General features: G+C 32.9%; 10 protein-coding genes and 2 pseudogenes. 7 read left to right on the plus strand and 5 right to left on the minus strand.

The window, feature by feature from the left end; genetic code table 11:
* Positions 1-16 precede the first annotated feature (16 nt).
* Entirely contained in the window at positions 17-1,279 is a 1,263-nt protein-coding gene (locus ACM55F_RS09595) for an aminotransferase class I/II-fold pyridoxal phosphate-dependent enzyme (RefSeq protein WP_416853582.1), read from the minus strand.
* 285 nt (positions 1,280-1,564) lie between these two features.
* Here ACM55F_RS09595 and ACM55F_RS09600 point away from each other — a divergent pair, with 285 nt between their 5' ends.
* The gene (locus ACM55F_RS09600) at positions 1,565-2,329 is read left to right on the plus strand and encodes an NYN domain-containing protein (protein ID WP_416853583.1); all 765 of its coding nucleotides are present in this window, start codon (positions 1,565-1,567) and stop codon (positions 2,327-2,329) included.
* Here the strand turns inward: ACM55F_RS09600 and ACM55F_RS09605 are convergent.
* Positions 2,326-4,707 carry a hybrid sensor histidine kinase/response regulator gene (locus ACM55F_RS09605; protein WP_416853584.1) on the minus strand — a complete coding sequence of 794 codons (2,382 nt, stop codon included), beginning with the start codon at positions 4,705-4,707 and terminating at the stop codon, positions 2,326-2,328. The genes ACM55F_RS09600 and ACM55F_RS09605 overlap by 4 nt on opposite strands.
* A gap of 258 nt (positions 4,708-4,965) precedes the next feature.
* Between ACM55F_RS09605 and ACM55F_RS09610 the strand changes: the two are divergent.
* The 5 genes and pseudogenes from ACM55F_RS09610 to ACM55F_RS09630 form a co-directional block, all read left to right on the plus strand.
* Positions 4,966-5,276: pseudogene (locus ACM55F_RS09610) on the plus strand (glutamate synthase-related protein); the annotation flags it as partial.
* A 1,692-nt stretch (positions 5,277-6,968) separates the two neighbouring features.
* Positions 6,969-7,547, plus strand: coding sequence for a non-canonical purine NTP diphosphatase (locus tag ACM55F_RS09615; protein WP_416853585.1), 579 nt, complete (start codon positions 6,969-6,971; stop codon positions 7,545-7,547).
* 204 nt (positions 7,548-7,751) lie between these two features.
* A complete protein-coding gene (locus ACM55F_RS09620; RefSeq protein ID WP_416853586.1) occupies positions 7,752-9,695 on the plus strand; it encodes a DEAD/DEAH box helicase in 1,944 nt (647 codons plus the stop codon).
* Between the two features lie 86 nt (positions 9,696-9,781).
* Positions 9,782-10,549 carry a carboxypeptidase-like regulatory domain-containing protein gene (locus ACM55F_RS09625; protein ID WP_416853587.1) on the plus strand — a complete coding sequence of 256 codons (768 nt, stop codon included), beginning with the start codon at positions 9,782-9,784 and terminating at the stop codon, positions 10,547-10,549.
* A gap of 130 nt (positions 10,550-10,679) precedes the next feature.
* Positions 10,680-11,018 (plus strand): DHCW motif cupin fold protein, encoded by a 339-nt coding sequence (locus ACM55F_RS09630; protein ID WP_416853588.1) that lies wholly within the window; start codon positions 10,680-10,682, stop codon positions 11,016-11,018.
* 282 nt (positions 11,019-11,300) lie between these two features.
* On the opposite strand, the gene ACM55F_RS09635 is transcribed toward ACM55F_RS09630, so the two are convergent.
* Complete coding sequence (locus ACM55F_RS09635; protein WP_416853589.1) at positions 11,301-12,761, minus strand: aminoacyl-histidine dipeptidase; 1,461 nt, start codon at positions 12,759-12,761, stop codon at positions 11,301-11,303.
* Between the two features lie 117 nt (positions 12,762-12,878).
* Here ACM55F_RS09635 and ACM55F_RS09640 point away from each other — a divergent pair, with 117 nt between their 5' ends.
* Positions 12,879-13,943, plus strand: a complete 1,065-nt coding sequence (locus tag ACM55F_RS09640) for a DUF3810 domain-containing protein (RefSeq protein WP_416853590.1) — start codon at positions 12,879-12,881, stop codon at positions 13,941-13,943.
* A gap of 44 nt (positions 13,944-13,987) precedes the next feature.
* Here ACM55F_RS09640 and ACM55F_RS09645 read toward each other — a convergent pair whose 3' ends face one another.
* Both ACM55F_RS09645 and ACM55F_RS09650 read right to left on the minus strand, forming a co-directional pair.
* Complete coding sequence (locus ACM55F_RS09645; protein ID WP_416853591.1) at positions 13,988-15,202, minus strand: 3-oxoacyl-[acyl-carrier-protein] synthase III C-terminal domain-containing protein; 1,215 nt, start codon at positions 15,200-15,202, stop codon at positions 13,988-13,990.
* 437 nt (positions 15,203-15,639) lie between these two features.
* Positions 15,640-16,686, minus strand: a pseudogene (locus ACM55F_RS09650) (lactonase family protein); the annotation flags it as partial.
* Positions 16,687-16,702 lie beyond the last annotated feature (16 nt).

Consider the following 16,702-nt stretch of genomic DNA (forward strand, 5'->3'; position numbering starts at 1 on the left):
AAACTTTGAAACTGAACTAAGCGTCCAAATCAACTTTAGTTCGTGACGCAATTTCTTTATACGTTCCGTTTTCTAGTTTTTCACGAATGGCTTCAAAAGCAGTTAATGTCTCATCGATATCTGCTAAAGTATGTGAAGCTGTAGGTGTCATTCTCAATAAAATAATTCCTTTTGGAATCACAGGATAAATCACAATGGACAAGAAAATTCCGTAATTTTCTCTCAAATCATTTACCATAACCATTGCTTCCGGCACACTTCCTTCAAGATAAACTGGTGTAACACAAGTATTAGTATCCCCAATATTGAAATTCCTAGAACGCAATCCGCTTTGTAAAGCATTAACGATTACCCAAAGTTTATCTTTCAATTCTGATGAATTTCGCAACAATTCCAATCGTTTCAACGAACCAATTGTTTGAATCATTGGCAATGCTTTAGCAAACATTTGCGAGCGCAAATTGTATTTTAGGTAATCGATGATTTCTTTGTCGGCAGCTACAAAAGCACCAATATTTGCCATCGATTTTGCAAAAGTTGAAAAATAAACATCAATATCATCCTGCACTCCTTGCTCCTCACCTGCTCCTGCTCCTGTTGCTCCTAGAGTTCCAAAACCATGTGCATCATCTACAAGCAAACGGAAATTATATTTTTGCTTCATAGCAACAATCTCTTTCAATTTTCCCTGTTGTCCACGCATTCCAAAAACACCTTCGGTAATAAAAAGAATACCTCCGCCATTTTCTGCAGCCAATTTTGTAGCACGTTGAAGATTTTTCTCCATGCTCTCTAAATCATTGTGTTTATAGGTAAAACGTTTTCCCATATGTAAACGAACCCCGTCAATAATACAAGCATGTGCATCAACATCATATACAATCACATCATTTTTAGTAACCAAAGCATCAATAATTGACACCATTCCTTGGTACCCAAAATTCAATAAATAAGCCGATTCTTTCATTACAAAAGCTGCCAACTCATTCTCTAATTGCTCATGATATTTAGTGTGTCCACTCAACATACGAGCCCCCATTGGGTAAGCCGCTCCATATTGTGCAGCCGCATCAGCATCTGCTTTACGAACTTCAGGGTGATTTGCAAGACCTAAATAGTCATTCAAACTCCAGTTCAAAACATCTTTTCCCGCAAACTGCATTCTTGGACCCAATTCACCTTCTAACTTAGGAAAAACAAAATAACCTTCCGCTTGTGAAGCCCATTTCCCTAATGGTCCTTTATTGTTTTGAATCCTTTCGAATAAATCTTTTACCATAATATATCAAGTAATAATTTTAATTTTAAGAAGTTGCAAAAATAATTATTTAAATTTTATAATGGTATTGAAAGTAAATTTATTTTTCAGGGTTTATCTTGATGACTATCAGGAGTTATTTCCTGCTCTACACTATATCTTTTGTCCTGTCAAGAAAGATTGCTTCGTTCCTCGCAATGACAGCACAAAAGGATGCCTCCCGAAACTTCGGGACGATCAGGGCTAAAAAGCGTATTCATCAATAAACTTTGTATATTTGAATAAATATTTCAACATTAGAAATTTATGTCCGAAGATACAAAAGAATTAAAATTAGCCGTTCTCATTGATGCTGACAATGTTCCCTACAGTAATGTAAAAGGAATGATGGAAGAAATAGCCAAATTTGGCACACCAACCACCAAACGTATTTACGCCGATTGGACCAAACCAAATGCCGGAGGTTGGAAAAGTGTATTATTGGAACATGCTATCACGCCAATTCAACAATACAGTTATACCGTTGGAAAAAACTCTTCGGATTCAGCGATGATTATTGATGCTATGGATTTATTGTACTCGGATAAAGTGGATGGTTTTTGTATTGTTTCCAGTGATTCTGATTTTACCCGTTTAGCAATCCGATTGAGAGAATCCGGAATGAAAGTCATTGGAATTGGAGAACAAAAAACACCAAATTCTTTTATTGTAGCCTGCGACAGATTTATTTACATTGAAGTTTTAGACGGCGCCATTAAAAAGAAATCACCAAAAAGAACGGCTACCGACACTAAAAAAGCAACGCCCAAAAGCTTAAATAAAGTCGATTTACACACTATTGAATTGATAGAATCAACCATTGAAGATATCGCTGACGACAGTGGCTGGGCTTTTCTGGGAGATGTAGGAAACCTCATCGTGAAGAAAAAACCCGAATTCGATCCAAGAAATTATGGCTTTACTAAGTTAACTCCAATGTTAAAATCTCTTACTGATATTCTAGAAATTGATGAAAGAGACTCCGATAAAAAAGGAATTAAACATGTGTATGTTCGCTTGCGTTTTAGTTAAACTAATTTTTTAACCGCCTCATATAAAGTTTCTTTCTTAATGGGTTTAGACAAATAATCATTCATCCCTATTTCCTTAATACGCAATTTTGTTGTTTCCATCACATCGGCAGTTACTGCAATAATGGGAATGTTGCTATTATCTGCTCCAGCTTCGCCATTTCTAATTGCGATAGTAGTTTCATAACCATCCATGATTGGCATTTGAAGATCCATTAATACAATATCAAAATGATTTGTTTTAAACGCTTCCAAGGCTTCCTGACCATTATTGGTATAAACAACCGTCGTATTCAGCCATTTCTTGGTGATCATTTTTATGACCATTTGGTTAATGGGATTATCTTCAACTACTAAAATAGACTTCCCTCCCAAATCGTCAATGATAGTTTTAGCAGGAGCCTCAACCTTTTTCTTTTCTGTCGATATATTAAAATCAATTGTAATTACGCAAGTTGTACCTTCATTGATTTTACTGTCCATTTCGATGGTTCCGTTTTGCATATCAACCAAAGTCTTCACAATATAGAGTCCTAATCCAAGTCCTCCAAATTTTCGCTTATTATCGATATTATTTTGAGAAAAAGAGTCGAAAATACGATCCATTTTATCTTTGGAAATCCCAACTCCGGAATCCGAAAAAGTCAAAATTAAACTGGCTCTATTATTCGGTTTCAACGCACTATCGATAGTGAATTTCACAAAACCGGTCGCCGTAAATTTCATGGCATTATTCAATACGTTGTTCACAACCTGAACCAATCTGGTCACATCTCCAATTAAAAAATCAGGAATAGTATCTGATTTTGAAAATTGAAATTCTAACCCTTTGTCTTTAGCGGTATTGATTGCATTATTCTTTAAATGTTCCAAAACCTGCACCGGATCAAATTGATTATTTTCTAGCCTCAATTCCCCTTTTTCAATTTTAGAAAAATCTAAAATATCATTCACAGAACTCAGTAAACTATGAGAAGAGTACTTTATGATTTGGCAATTTTTTCTAATTTTATCATCCTGAACTTCATTAGAAATAGAATCAATTAGATTCATAATAGCGTTTAGTGGCGTACGCAATTCATGACTGATATTCGACAAAAAATACGATTTCAAATCATTCATTTCTTCGGAGCGAACCAAAGCAATCCGATTGAGTTCATTTTTTTCATTTTTCAAATTTCTTATCAAATTAGACATCGATAGAGAAAGAAAAATAACTTCTAAACCCGTTCCTAATTTCGAACCGTTTTGAGTAAAAAAGTTAATAGGAAACAACCCGAAATTATATAAAATGAATATTCCAAAACCAATAATCAAAAATAAAATACCCGCGGTAAAAAAAGAATCCACCGGTTTTCTTTTATAGTAAAGATAGATTATTGAATAAACAATTAAGATCAAAAAAACCAGTGTAAGCACATTAACTAAAATATAGGAAAACAACAAGATTGAAGGAATAAAAATCACACAGAACAATAAAAAGAACAATAACCCATACGCTACCTTGAATAAAACATAAATTTTCTTACTATTCGTTTTGATTTTTAAATACAATTCGCTGTATTTACCCGATAAAAAAACGGCAATTATTGCTATAAAAAGCACTGCATGGTTAGAAAACCATCCTGCACTTGGTGTGATAAACTTGTAGAAAAAACCATCTAAAGCAAATTGCAACAAACCAACAAATAAAACATACAAACTATAGTATAAAAAGATCTTTTCGTTCAAAGCAAAAAAGAAGAAAAAATAGATAATTGCTGCGATTAACAAAATACCATAAAATATCCCAAAAAACAATTGCTCATTTGAAACCATCTGTATAAAACTTTCTGAGGAATACAGCTTTACTGGCATTTTTATTACTTCACCATCGCTTTTTAGATGTAAAAATAATTTCAAGCTAGATTTTGGTGCTATTTCAATTTTAAAAATAGTTTTACGATTATCAAAACTACGTTTAGAATAGGGCATAGTATCACCGCTTACCTTTTTGGTAATTATCCCGGAAAACCCATCTATAAGATACAACTCTACCAAATCTGTTATTGGTCGGGCAGTTTCTAAATAGTAATTTAAAGTTAAATTGGTAGCATTTTTTAGCTCTGTTTTTGTCCAAAAATGGTTTTGAGTAAAGCCCAAATCATCATTTTCAGTTTGAAGTTTTTTAGGATTTAATGCATTATAATTAGCAATAACATATTGGATATCTAATTTTTTTTGGCCAACATCTGTAATTGAAGTGTAATTATGTAAGGAAAATTCTTGTGGAATTGCATCACTTCTAAATACATATTGTGAATAGGTTTTTGTAAAAAACAACATGAAAAACAATAATTTCAAAACAATGGAAAACAGGTTGCATTTTTTTTTATTCATGTTTAATAAATTACGATTAGGCAAAAATACTTACGTAAAAAAGAGCTTTTTAGTTTTTTAACCTCTTTTTAAATCGTATTTTTTTTTGTGAAATAAAACAATTCATTTCAAATAATAGTATTAAAAGCACAAAATCTTTAATGTTCTTGGTAAATTAGTAACTGAAATAACTTTCACTGTGAAACAAAAATTTTTCGTTTTAGGAATATAGGAATTACTGCACTTATTATCTATTTCTATTTTAATGCAGGCCTATTCTGTAATTGCGCACGTGAATTCATGTTTTCATTAGGCAGTATTCAAGCGTTGTGAAGTAATACTAATGCATATTATACAGGAGTAAGCTACCCAAAATAAAATGCTAATGAAAGAATTGGTCGTAACTGATAAATCGGAGCGGGTTTTTCATTTTTATAAAAAACACCTGTATATGCTGCTAACGAGTTTTTAGCTGCTGGCAAAAAAAATTTACTGATGCTGATATCAACATTTTCATGCGTGGCGATGAATTTGCTCATTTACCTGATTTATATTTCCCCGACAATTTAAAAAGCGTTACGAAACACTAAAAAGTTTACAACAAAAAAGGAGGACTTTTACAGTCCTCCAGTTGTTGATTCTGATTTACCATTATCTAACTTATACTTTTACAGGTATAGCTGACTATTGAATTATCATATCTTATTGTAAGGTTGGTAACTCAAGTAATTAATCAAAATCACACTCAAAGATACAATTTACTTCTACCATCATAGATATAAATTAGCACTTTAACTAATCGTTAACGTGTCAGTTTATAAAGCTAAAACCACAGTCATTAATAGCATAAAAGTTAATTTAGGAATTAATACAGTTGTTTCTAATTAATCACATTAGCAGGAATGAAAAAAATAATCAATTTTTCTCGTGCATAGCCATAAAAAAGAGGCCTTTTTAAAGGGCCTCTAATTCAGACTTTGATTTGTTATTATCAGTCATATCTTTCGATGCAACTAACTATTAAATACACTACTCTTTGCAGATGGTTATATTCAAGAACAAATCAAAACCATAATCAAAGATAATACAAATTTAGCTTCAAACCATTCTAATAAAACACTTTAACTCGTAATTAACACATTGCTTTTTAGTGTTTTAAAAAGCAAGATCTATACTAAAAATTAGCAACCGATGTATGTTCGCCAAGTCAAATTAAATAAAAATATTTATAGTAATTATTTTGAAGAAATCAACTTTTTAAAAGGCTACACATGAGAAATAGCCATAAAAAAGAGGCCTTTTTACAGGCCTCTAATTCAGACTTTGATTTGTTGTTATCAACTTGTACCTTTCGATACAACTAACTATCAAATACACTACTCTTTGCAGATGGTTATATTCAAGAACAAATCAAAACCATATTCAAAGATAAGGCAAATTTAATTCCAAACCATTCTAATAAAACACTTTAACTCTTAATTAACGTCTTGATTTTAGAATTTTAAAACCACTATTTAAAATAAAATTTCCATCTGATTTATCTGGCAAATAACCACAAAAAAGAGGCCTTTTTAAAGGGCCTCTAATTCAGACTTTGATTTGTTATTATCAACTTATATCTTTCGATACAACTAACTATCAAATACGCTTCTCTTTGCAGATGGCTATATTCAAGAACAAATCAAAATCATACTCAAAGATAAGACAAATTCTATTTTAAACAATTCTAAAATAGTACTTTAACCAATTATTAACGTATTAATTTTCAATAAATTTAAAACGATACTATTCTATATAATTAATCCCTTGACTCCTATTAAAAGCTACCTTGATAAAATTTAAAAAATATAAAATTCCTGAAAAAACGGATACTTCTTTCGCGAACCAACAACAATACTTCAGCAGGAAGCACAAAAAAAGGAGGCCTTTTTAAAGGGCCTCCGATTGTAGATTCTGATTCACCATTTATCAACTCATACCGTTCAGCATGAAATGACTATTTGAATAAGCTTCTCTTTTCAGATGGTTTTACTCAAGTGATTAATCAAAACCACATTCAAAGATATAACTTATGTTAGTTAAATTTTTAAAAACCAACATTTTAACCATTAATTAACGTGTTGATTTTTAATCACTTAGTCCATAACGTGTTTTTGAATACCAAATAAAATAGAAATCGCTACAATCAATAGGCAGTTCGGACTACTTCACACTGTTATTCGCAACATCCCAATGAAATAGTTAAAAAAATGTATCTTTGGAATCCAATTAAAATCAATAAAATGCAACTCGTTTTCGCTTCCAATAACAAAAACAAAATTCTGGAAATACAAAGTATGCTTCCTGATACAATCAAAATTCTAAGTTTAGAAAGTATCGGTTGTGATGAAGAAATTCCTGAAACAGCAGAAACCATTGAAGGTAATGCTATTTTAAAAGCTAATTATGTCACTCAGAAATATGGATACGATTGCTTTGCTGACGATACTGGACTTGAAGTGGATTCTTTACATGGGGAACCCGGAGTTTTTTCCGCACGATATGCTGGTGAACAACGCAATGCAGCCGATAATATGAATAAATTATTGGAAGCCTTATCAGATAAGAATAATAGAAAGGCACAATTTAAAACGGTCATTGCATTAAATTTAGATGGTAAACAGCATCTTTTTACAGGAATCGCAAGAGGTGAAATCACTTTAGAAAAGATAGGCAATCAAGGATTTGGCTACGATCCTATTTTTAAACCTGAAGAATATCAGGAAACTTTCGCTCAATTATCATTGAAAATAAAAAATAAAATTAGTCACAGAGGAAAAGCTACACTCCAACTAATAGACTTCCTGAAAGCAAATAAATAAATTTTTGCAATACGACATTTTTATAACAAAATAACAGATTTCAAGGCGTAATTTCACATTGAATTCTTAAAGCAAAATACATAAATTGCAAACAAAAAACATAACTTTCTGATAATCAAATCACAATAAATCATTAAATCTTAAAATAGCATTAGTTTATATGAATTATAAACAGTAATTTTGCACCCTATTTTAAAAATACATATGAATAAATTTGAACAATTAGGATTGAGTGAATCGTTACTGAAGGCGATTTTAGATCTAGGATTTGAAAATCCGACCGAAGTACAGGAGAAAGCGATTCCCCTATTATTGGAAAAAGACACAGATATGGTTGCGTTGGCTCAGACAGGGACAGGGAAAACGGCAGCTTTTGGTTTTCCAGTTATTCAGAAAATTGATGCCAACAACAGAAACACACAAGCATTAATTTTATCTCCAACACGCGAACTTTGTTTGCAGATTACCAACGAAATTAAAAACTACTCTAAATACGAAAAAGGTATTAATGTGGTAGCAGTTTACGGTGGAGCTAGCATAACAGAACAGGCGAGAGACATAAAGAGAGGCGCACAAATTATTGTGGCAACTCCAGGAAGAATGCAAGACATGATTAATAGAGGTTTAGTAAACATATCTCAAATCAACTATTGTATTCTTGACGAAGCTGACGAAATGTTGAACATGGGTTTCTACGAAGATATCGTAAATATCCTTTCTACTACGCCAGACGAAAAAAACACATGGTTATTCTCTGCAACAATGCCTGCTGAAGTAGCACGTATTGGAAAACAATTCATGACTGATCCAATTGAAATTACAGTTGGAGCTAAAAACTCAGGTTCTGCTACAGTTTCTCACGAATTTTACCTTGTAAATGCACGTGACCGTTACGAAGCGTTGAAACGTTTAGCTGATGCTAATCCAGACATTTTCTCAGTAGTTTTTTGTCGTACCAAAAGAGATACGCAAGCTGTTGCTGAAAAACTTGTTGAAGATGGATACAGCGCTGCTGCATTGCACGGAGATTTATCTCAAGCGCAACGTGATGGTGTAATGAAATCTTTTAGAGGAAGACAAATCCAAATGCTTGTAGCTACTGATGTTGCTGCACGTGGAATTGACGTTGATAGCATTACTCACGTAGTGAATTATCAATTGCCTGATGAAATCGAAACATACAATCACCGTTCAGGTCGTACGGGTCGTGCTGGTAAATTAGGAACTTCTATTGTAATCGTTACTAAAAGCGAATTGCGTAAGATTTCTTCAATCGAAAGAATCATCAAACAAAAATTCGAAGAAAAAACAATCCCTTCTGGAATTGAAATCTGCGAAATCCAATTATTACACTTAGCTAATAAAATTAAAGATACAGAAGTTGATCACGAAATTGACAACTATCTTCCTGCAATTAATAGCGTACTTGAAGGTTTATCGAAAGAAGAATTAATCAAGAAAATGGTATCGGTTGAATTTAACCGTTTTATCAATTATTACAAGAAAACTAGAGATATTTCTAATCAAGCTTCAGGTTCTGAAAGACGTGATCGTGATGATAGAGATGGTGCTCCAAGAGAAAATAACAATGGTGGTGCAACAAGATATTTCGTGAACATAGGTTCTAGAGATAACTTTGATTGGATGTCATTGAAAGATTACTTGAAAGAAACATTAGACTTAGGTCGTGATGACGTTTTCAAAGTAGATGTAAAAGAAGGTTTCTCTTTCTTTAACACAGATCCGGAACATACTGATAAAGTAATGGAAGTATTGAACAACGTACAATTAGAAGGACGTAGAATCAATGTTGAAATTTCTAAAAATGATGGTGGCGGAAGACGTGATCATAACGGAAGAAGTTCTGGTGGAAGTTTTGGTGGCGGAAGAAGTTCAGCTCCAAGAAGAGAAGGTAGTTTTGCTCCAAGAAGAGAAAGTTCAGGCGGTGGAGGATTTAGAAGCGATAGAAATTCAGCTCCTAGAGAAGGTGGTTTTGGCGGAAGAAGCGATTCTAGAAGTGCTGCTCCAAGAAGAGAAGGTGGTTTTTCATCTGACAGACCCAGAACTGAAGGTTCATCTGATAGAGCACCAAGACGTTCTGAAAGCTTTGGCGATTCACCAAGACCAAGAAGACCAAGAAGAGACTAACATTTAGTTAATTTTCTTATAATTATACTGAGAAACTACAAAATATTTAATCCTCTTTTATTACTTTTAAAGTTTTAAATGAGTTTATGAAATATTTTGTAGTTTTCTTTTTTTTAGTACTCTCTGCAAGCGCTTTCGCGCAAGTTATAGAACATTCCCAAAGAGTTAATGGTATTATTATCAACAACAGCACTAAGCAACCATTATCTAATGTAAATATTATCAATGTCAACAAAGTAAGAGGTGCAACTACCGATTCTAGAGGATATTTTGAAATTGATGTACAGCCCAGTGATACTTTACACTTTACTATTTTAGGTTTTCAATCTTTAAGAGTACGCGTTACTAATGATTGGATAAAAAACAAAAGCACAAAAATTCAACTTACCGAAAAAGCAATTGCGCTTGAAGAAGTAATCATTAGACCCTTTAACTTAACAGGATATCTGGAAGTTGATTCAAAATTAATCCCAACTAAAGAAAACTATCGTTATAGCATTTCGGGACTAACACAAGGCTACGAGGCAGGCGAATATTCTCCAAATGCTTTTGGAAGAGTACTTGGTTCAATCTTTAATCCAGCAGATATGCTTTATAATTTCTTTGGCAAAAACCCAAAGGAACTCAAAAAGCTAAAAGAAATGAAAAAGGATGACACGGTTCGAAACCTACTCGAATCTAAATTTGACAGAGAAACGATATCTGTACTTCTTGGTGTAGATAAAAATGAATTAGCCGAAATTTTACAACGTTGCAATTACTCGGAAGCTTTTATACAAACGGCAAATGATTTACAAATTATGGACGCCATAAGTGGCTGTTATGAGGAATATAAGATTTTAAAGAAGAAATAAGATTTCAAATAACTGTTTTAATTCAAAGACAATTTCAATCCTCAATTACAAAAGTAGTTGAGGATTTTTACTTTAAAATACTTAAATTTGAGTTTTAGCCAAAATTTAATTAATTCAACAAACAAAATCCATGTCTAACATACCTTTCCAAGCCATCAATTGGGACAAAATAGAAAGAACAGAACATAAAGGAGAAACGGGAACAGCCTATTGGCAAACCATACAATTAGGAGGGTTACGAATTCGGAAAGTGATTTATTCTGACGGTTATTTAGCCGATCATTGGTGCCAAAAAGGACATATTGTACATTGCCTTGAAGGAAATTTTATTAGCGAAATGAAGAATGGAGAACAGACAAATCTGTCTAAAGGAATGACTTATGTGGTTTCTGATGATTTAAGTTCTCATCGCTCTATTGCAACTAATGGAGTTGAATTATTAATCATAGACGGGGATTTTTTGAAATAATATTTAAAACAAATCAAAATATTATATACATTTACTTACATCAAAATTAAAAACAAAATTTAAATACCTACATCATGGCAAAAAGTCAAGACGCTAAGAAAACCTTAAAAAAGGAACCTCTAAAAACGGCAAAAGAAAAGAAAGAAGAAAAAAGAGATAAGAAAAACACTCCTAAAAGAGACTAAAAATTAGTGGTCAGTACTCGGTTATTTAGTGGTCAGTATTTATAACTGAACACTTCTTTTTAAACTGAACACTGACCACTTTTTCAATAACTAAATACTATTTAACCGGAATATTGGCTAAAATTTCCAATACGAATTTCCAAAATTTCTGAGAAGAAGAAATACTTGCTCTTTCATCTGGCGAATGTGCTCCCTGAATTGTTGGTCCAAAAGAAATCATATCCATCTCAGGATAATTAGTTCCCAGAATTCCACATTCCAATCCTGCGTGACAAGCCACAACTTTTGGTTTTTTGTAATTTTGTTTTTCGTAAATCGCAACAAGCACATCTAGAATCTCCGAATTTACATTTGGAGTCCATCCTGGATAAGAACCAGAAAGTTCCACCTCACAGCCTACTAATTCAAAAGCAGAACGCAAAGAATTAGCCAAATCATATTTAGACGTTTCTACAGAAGAACGGGTCAAACATCCTATTGAAATTTCACCATCTTTGATGATTACTCTGGCAATATTATTAGAAGTTTCTACCAGATTTTCCATATCGGCACTCATACGATACACTCCGTTGTGTGCTGCATAAATCGCTCTTATAATTCCTTCCTGAACCCCCAAATCCATTACTTTTTTCGGCAAATCGCATTTCACAATTTCGATAGCCAAGTTTGGTTCAGTAGTTTTATATTCGTTTTTGATGTCGTTGATAATTTCTTGCATATCAAAAATATAAGCTTCATCAAACATTTCGGAAATAACCACTTTAGCAACACTTTCTCTAGGAATAGCATTCCGCAAACTTCCTCCGTTGATTTCCACCACTTGCAAACCGAAGTTTTCAAAAGCATCAAATAACAAACGATTCATTATTTTATTAGCATTACCCAAACCTTTATGAATATCCATTCCTGAATGCCCACCTTTCAATCCTTTTACGGTAATAATATGTCCCACAGAACCTTCAGGAACTTCTTCTTCGTGGTAACTTCTTGTAGCTGTTACATCAATTCCTCCAGCACAACCAATGTCAATTTCATCATCCTCTTCTGTGTCCATATTCAAAAGTATTTGACCTTGAAGAATACCTCCCTTTAGATTTAAAGCGCCAGTCATTCCAGTTTCTTCATCAATGGTAAACAAGGCTTCAATAGCAGGATGCGGAATATCCTTGCTTTCCAGAATTGCCATAATTGCGGCAACACCCAGACCATTATCAGCACCAAGAGTTGTTCCTCGCGCGCGAACCCAGTCTCCATCCACATACATGTCTATCCCTTGTGTATCAAAATCAAAAACGGTATCGGCATTTTTTTGATGCACCATATCCAAATGACCTTGAAGCACAATCGCTTTACGATTTTCCATTCCTGGAGTAGCCGGTTTGCGAATAATTACATTCCTGATATCATCTTCAAAAGTTTCCAATCCCAGACTGTTTCCGAAATTTTTCATAAACTCAATCACACGCTCTTCTTTTTTAGAAGGACGAGGTACCGCGTTCAAATCAGCAAACTTGTTCCAAAGTACTTTAGGTTCCAGATTTCTTATTTCTTGGCTCATTTATTTTTGTTTGAGGTTTAACATTTACAAGTTACAAAGTTACAAAGTTACAAAGTTTAAATTCTTTTCGATACTAATTGATATTGTAATTATCTTTACATATTCAAAATTCATCCAGTGAAACCAAAATATTTTCTTTCCTTCTTTCTTTTAGCACAAATACTGTTTTTGCAGATTATTCCTTTTTTCCCAGAATATATAGAGCGATTTTACAGTAATGGTTTGTATCCGATTATTGCTAAATTTTCGAGAATTGTTTTTGGTGCAATTCCCTTTTCTGTGGGTGATTTCATTTATTTCATTGTAATTTCACTTATTTTAATCTGGTTTTGGAGCAAACGAAAATCCTGGAAACAAGCATGGAAAAACAATATACTGACAGTTTTAAGTTTTGTTTCTGTTTTTTATTTTTTGTTTCATATTCTTTGGGCTTACAATTATCACCGTCAGCCACTTTTTGAGAAAATGGCAATTCAAAAAGAATATTCGGATGCTGATTTATTGGCTTTCACCAAAAAATTAATCACCAAAACTAACGCTGTTCAAGATCAGATTACAAAAAACGACAGTTTAAAAGTCGTATTTCCTTACTCGCAAGAACAGGTGTTTGAAATGAATTTGAATGGTTATAAAAACTTATCTGATCAATACTCTTATTTTACTTACAATCATTTGAGCACTAAAAAATCGATTCTCAGTTTGCCTTTAGCTTATATGGGTTTTGGCGGCTATTTGAATCCGTTTACCAATGAAGCACAAGTAAATTATCTTGGACCTATGTATAGTTTTCCAATGACAACCAATCACGAAATGGCGCATCAAATGGGATATGCCAGTGAAAGCGAATGCAATTTCATCGGATTTTTGGCTTCAGTAAAAAATGATAATTTATACTTTCAATATTCTGGATACAGCATGGCTTTGCGCTATTGTTTAAGCAATTGGCAAGTTCGAAATGAAAAAGTATTTAAACAATTGCTAAAAACTGTTCATCCGGGAATTTTGAAAAACTACAAAGAAAGCGAAGATTTCTGGAAACAATATCAGACGCCTATTGAAACTGGTTTCCATGCTTTTTACGACAATTTCCTGAAATTAAACCAGCAAAAAGATGGTATGGAAGGATATAGCAAATTTGTGAATTTGATGGTGAATTATTACAAAAATGACAATGGGCTATAAACGCAAACCGCTTATAGCCCATTATTTTTCTTTTTTACTCTAATTTATATTTTTTCAAGCAAAAGTCCCGTAGCAGTAAGTCCAGGTCCAAATGCCATTGCAACAACTTTTGTTCCTGATTTTATGTTGGGATCATTTACAATTTCATTAAAAATATGTGGAATCGTTGCCGAAGACATATTTCCTAGACGGCGCAATATTTCATAAGACCAAATAGCCTGATCTTTAGACAATCCAACGGCATCTATAACATAATCTATGATTTTTGGTCCGCCAGGATGTATTGCAAAATGCATATTGGCTTTATGTTCTTCAAGATCTACACCTCCTTTTTTGCAAAGCGTAGTCAAAAACGGTTTGATGTTTTTACGAATAAAAACGGGAACGCGTTTGGAGAGCGTCATTAAAAAATTATATTCCCCTAAATCCCAAGACATATCCTCTAATGAATCCGGAATAATTACCTCATGAGCCGCTACAATTCGTAATCCTTTTTTCTCCGGAAATGCATCATCTTGCATAAATGATTCCTCATCAAATAAGGAATATCCGATGAATCCATCAGCAAAAAGAGAACAAATCATGGTATTCGAATTAGAAAACTCAACTAAATTTAAATGTGCTGACAATAATTCTGTGTGAACTACATCTACTCTACCTTTAGTTTCACTGGCACATAGTAAACTTCTGCCCGTTCGTATTGCTGGAAAAGCTCCATAACATCCCATATGATAGGAATGAGTAACTTGTACCGTTTCCCAATCTCGTTCTATTACGGCTTCCTGCGCAACACTTGGAGAGGAATAACCGGAACAAGTAACATGAATTAGATTTTCAGGGCTTGAAATTGTATTTGAATAAAATTCGTCAAAAACATATCCCATTTTTCTTTTAAACCATTCCATTCGGACCTCTATTTTAGGACCATAAAGATTTCCTTTCTTTACTTCAAAACCGGCAGGAAAATGGTATTCAGAAGGCAAAGTAATATCCATTTCATTTTCAATAAAATTCTCTACGTCTTCAAAAATCAAAATTTGCCTGCTATTTATGCTATCTGAAGAAACAGAATACTTGTCTACATGATCAGATATAGACTCAAAACTTACCGGCTCAACACCGTCAATTCCTGTAACATCCGATTGTGAATGATTTTGAAAATGATAGTAGAGAAATTTTGTGTACTGATTGAGCTTTGTTTGGTCTATTAATTTTCCCACTAAGATGGGATGAAAATTGGAAAGGATAACGCTTTTCATTAATTATTTAACTTTTATATAAAAGATAAAATTAATTCAAATCTCTTTCAAAAAACAACACTATAAAATCAGCTTATTAATTTTAAACATAACTAATTGATTTTCAATATTTTAATAAAATTATATTTTTGTTAAAATATTGATAATCAATACATTGTAAGAATGATTTTACACATACTTAATACCTGATTATCAATCATGTAAGAATGCTGTCACAATTTTTATTCCTAGGTTTTAAAGTATTTATTTTTAATTCAGAAGAACCTATTTTCAAGTTAATTCAAACAGCTGCAAAAAACTTATCTAGTAAATATCCCTATTTTAAAAATACAATTAAAGGAAAAAAATTGATTAAACACCCACCATAAATTTGATACAACTAATTAAATATAAAGATTTTGATACGGGGTTTGGTTAGTTTTTTTAATTGTGTGATGCTAACTACGATATTGTTTAATTTGCACACAAGAAGCATTTTCTACTTTTATTTCAGTTCCCGATTTTTTCAACAAACCCGTAACTGAATTTCGCTTAAAAACGACCACATTACCAGTTGTTTGATTCGCTACTATTAAGAACTTTCCTGTGGAATCAATAGTAAATATCCGTGGAGTTTTTCCAAAAGTAGATTGATACCCTACTGTTTTTAAAGTACCATCTCTTTCTATAGAAAATATTGCAATATTATTTTCTTCCCCACGATTAGAAGCATATAGAAAACGTCCATCAGGTGAAATGTGAATATCTCCACTACTAAATCCTTCTTTGAATTCATCAGAATGGGCATTGATTCTTTGAATACTATCCAATTTACCATTCATATACTTATAAACACTTATCGTCCCTGTGAGTTCTTCAATACTATAGGCAAACTTTGCATTGGGGTGAAATGTAAAATGTCTTGGCCCACTTCCTAATGTGGCTTGCGTAAAAGGATATTGATTTTCTGAAAGCGGTTTTCTTTTAGTGCGATCAAATCGATAACTTCTAATTTTATCTGCACCTAAATCAGGCAAAAACACAAAATCATAATCAGGAGAAAATACCGCCGAATGAACATGTGACCGTTCTTGTCTTTCCTTGTTAATACTGCCTTCTGAATAGGAGAAATTTTGAACAATTGGTTTTATTTTACCTGCCGAAGTTATTGGGTAAATAGAAACACTTCCTTGAGTATAGTTCGCATTTACAAGCCATTTTCCATTTTTATGGACCGAAAGATACACCGGATTTTCACCACCGCTTTTTTGACTATTAATAAACGTTAGCATCTTATTATTAGGTTTGAATTCAAAGCTGCTGACGCTTCCTGCATTTGGTGTTCTTGTTTCTGTACATGCAAAAACATATTTCCCATTTGGAGACACTGTTAAATAGGAAGGGTTAAGTATATTTTTGACTGTTGTAATTTTCTTTAAATCACCAGTCATTGTATCTAATTGAAAAACATATATTCCTTCTTTATTTTTATCCGAATTATAAGAACCTACAAATACATAA

The organism is Flavobacterium melibiosi, assembly GCF_048158545.1.
Classification (GTDB): Bacteria; Bacteroidota; Bacteroidia; order Flavobacteriales; family Flavobacteriaceae; genus Flavobacterium; species Flavobacterium melibiosi.

What these genes read in the sequence shown, in the direction of transcription:
- ACM55F_RS09625 (WP_416853587.1), top strand. Translation starts at nt 9,782, where the DNA reads ATGAAATATTTTGTAGTTTTCTTTTTTTTAGTACTCTCTGCAAGCGCT.
- ACM55F_RS09615 (WP_416853585.1), top strand. Translation starts at nt 6,969, where the DNA reads ATGCAACTCGTTTTCGCTTCCAATAACAAAAACAAAATTCTGGAAATA.
- ACM55F_RS09600 (WP_416853583.1), top strand. Translation starts at nt 1,565, where the DNA reads ATGTCCGAAGATACAAAAGAATTAAAATTAGCCGTTCTCATTGATGCT.
- ACM55F_RS09595 (WP_416853582.1), bottom strand. Translation starts at nt 1,279, where the DNA reads ATGGTAAAAGATTTATTCGAAAGGATTCAAAACAATAAAGGACCATTA.
- ACM55F_RS09630 (WP_416853588.1), top strand. Translation starts at nt 10,680, where the DNA reads ATGTCTAACATACCTTTCCAAGCCATCAATTGGGACAAAATAGAAAGA.
- ACM55F_RS09620 (WP_416853586.1), top strand. Translation starts at nt 7,752, where the DNA reads ATGAATAAATTTGAACAATTAGGATTGAGTGAATCGTTACTGAAGGCG.
- ACM55F_RS09635 (WP_416853589.1), bottom strand. Translation starts at nt 12,761, where the DNA reads ATGAGCCAAGAAATAAGAAATCTGGAACCTAAAGTACTTTGGAACAAG.
- ACM55F_RS09645 (WP_416853591.1), bottom strand. Translation starts at nt 15,202, where the DNA reads ATGAAAAGCGTTATCCTTTCCAATTTTCATCCCATCTTAGTGGGAAAA.
- ACM55F_RS09605 (WP_416853584.1), bottom strand. Translation starts at nt 4,707, where the DNA reads ATGAATAAAAAAAAATGCAACCTGTTTTCCATTGTTTTGAAATTATTG.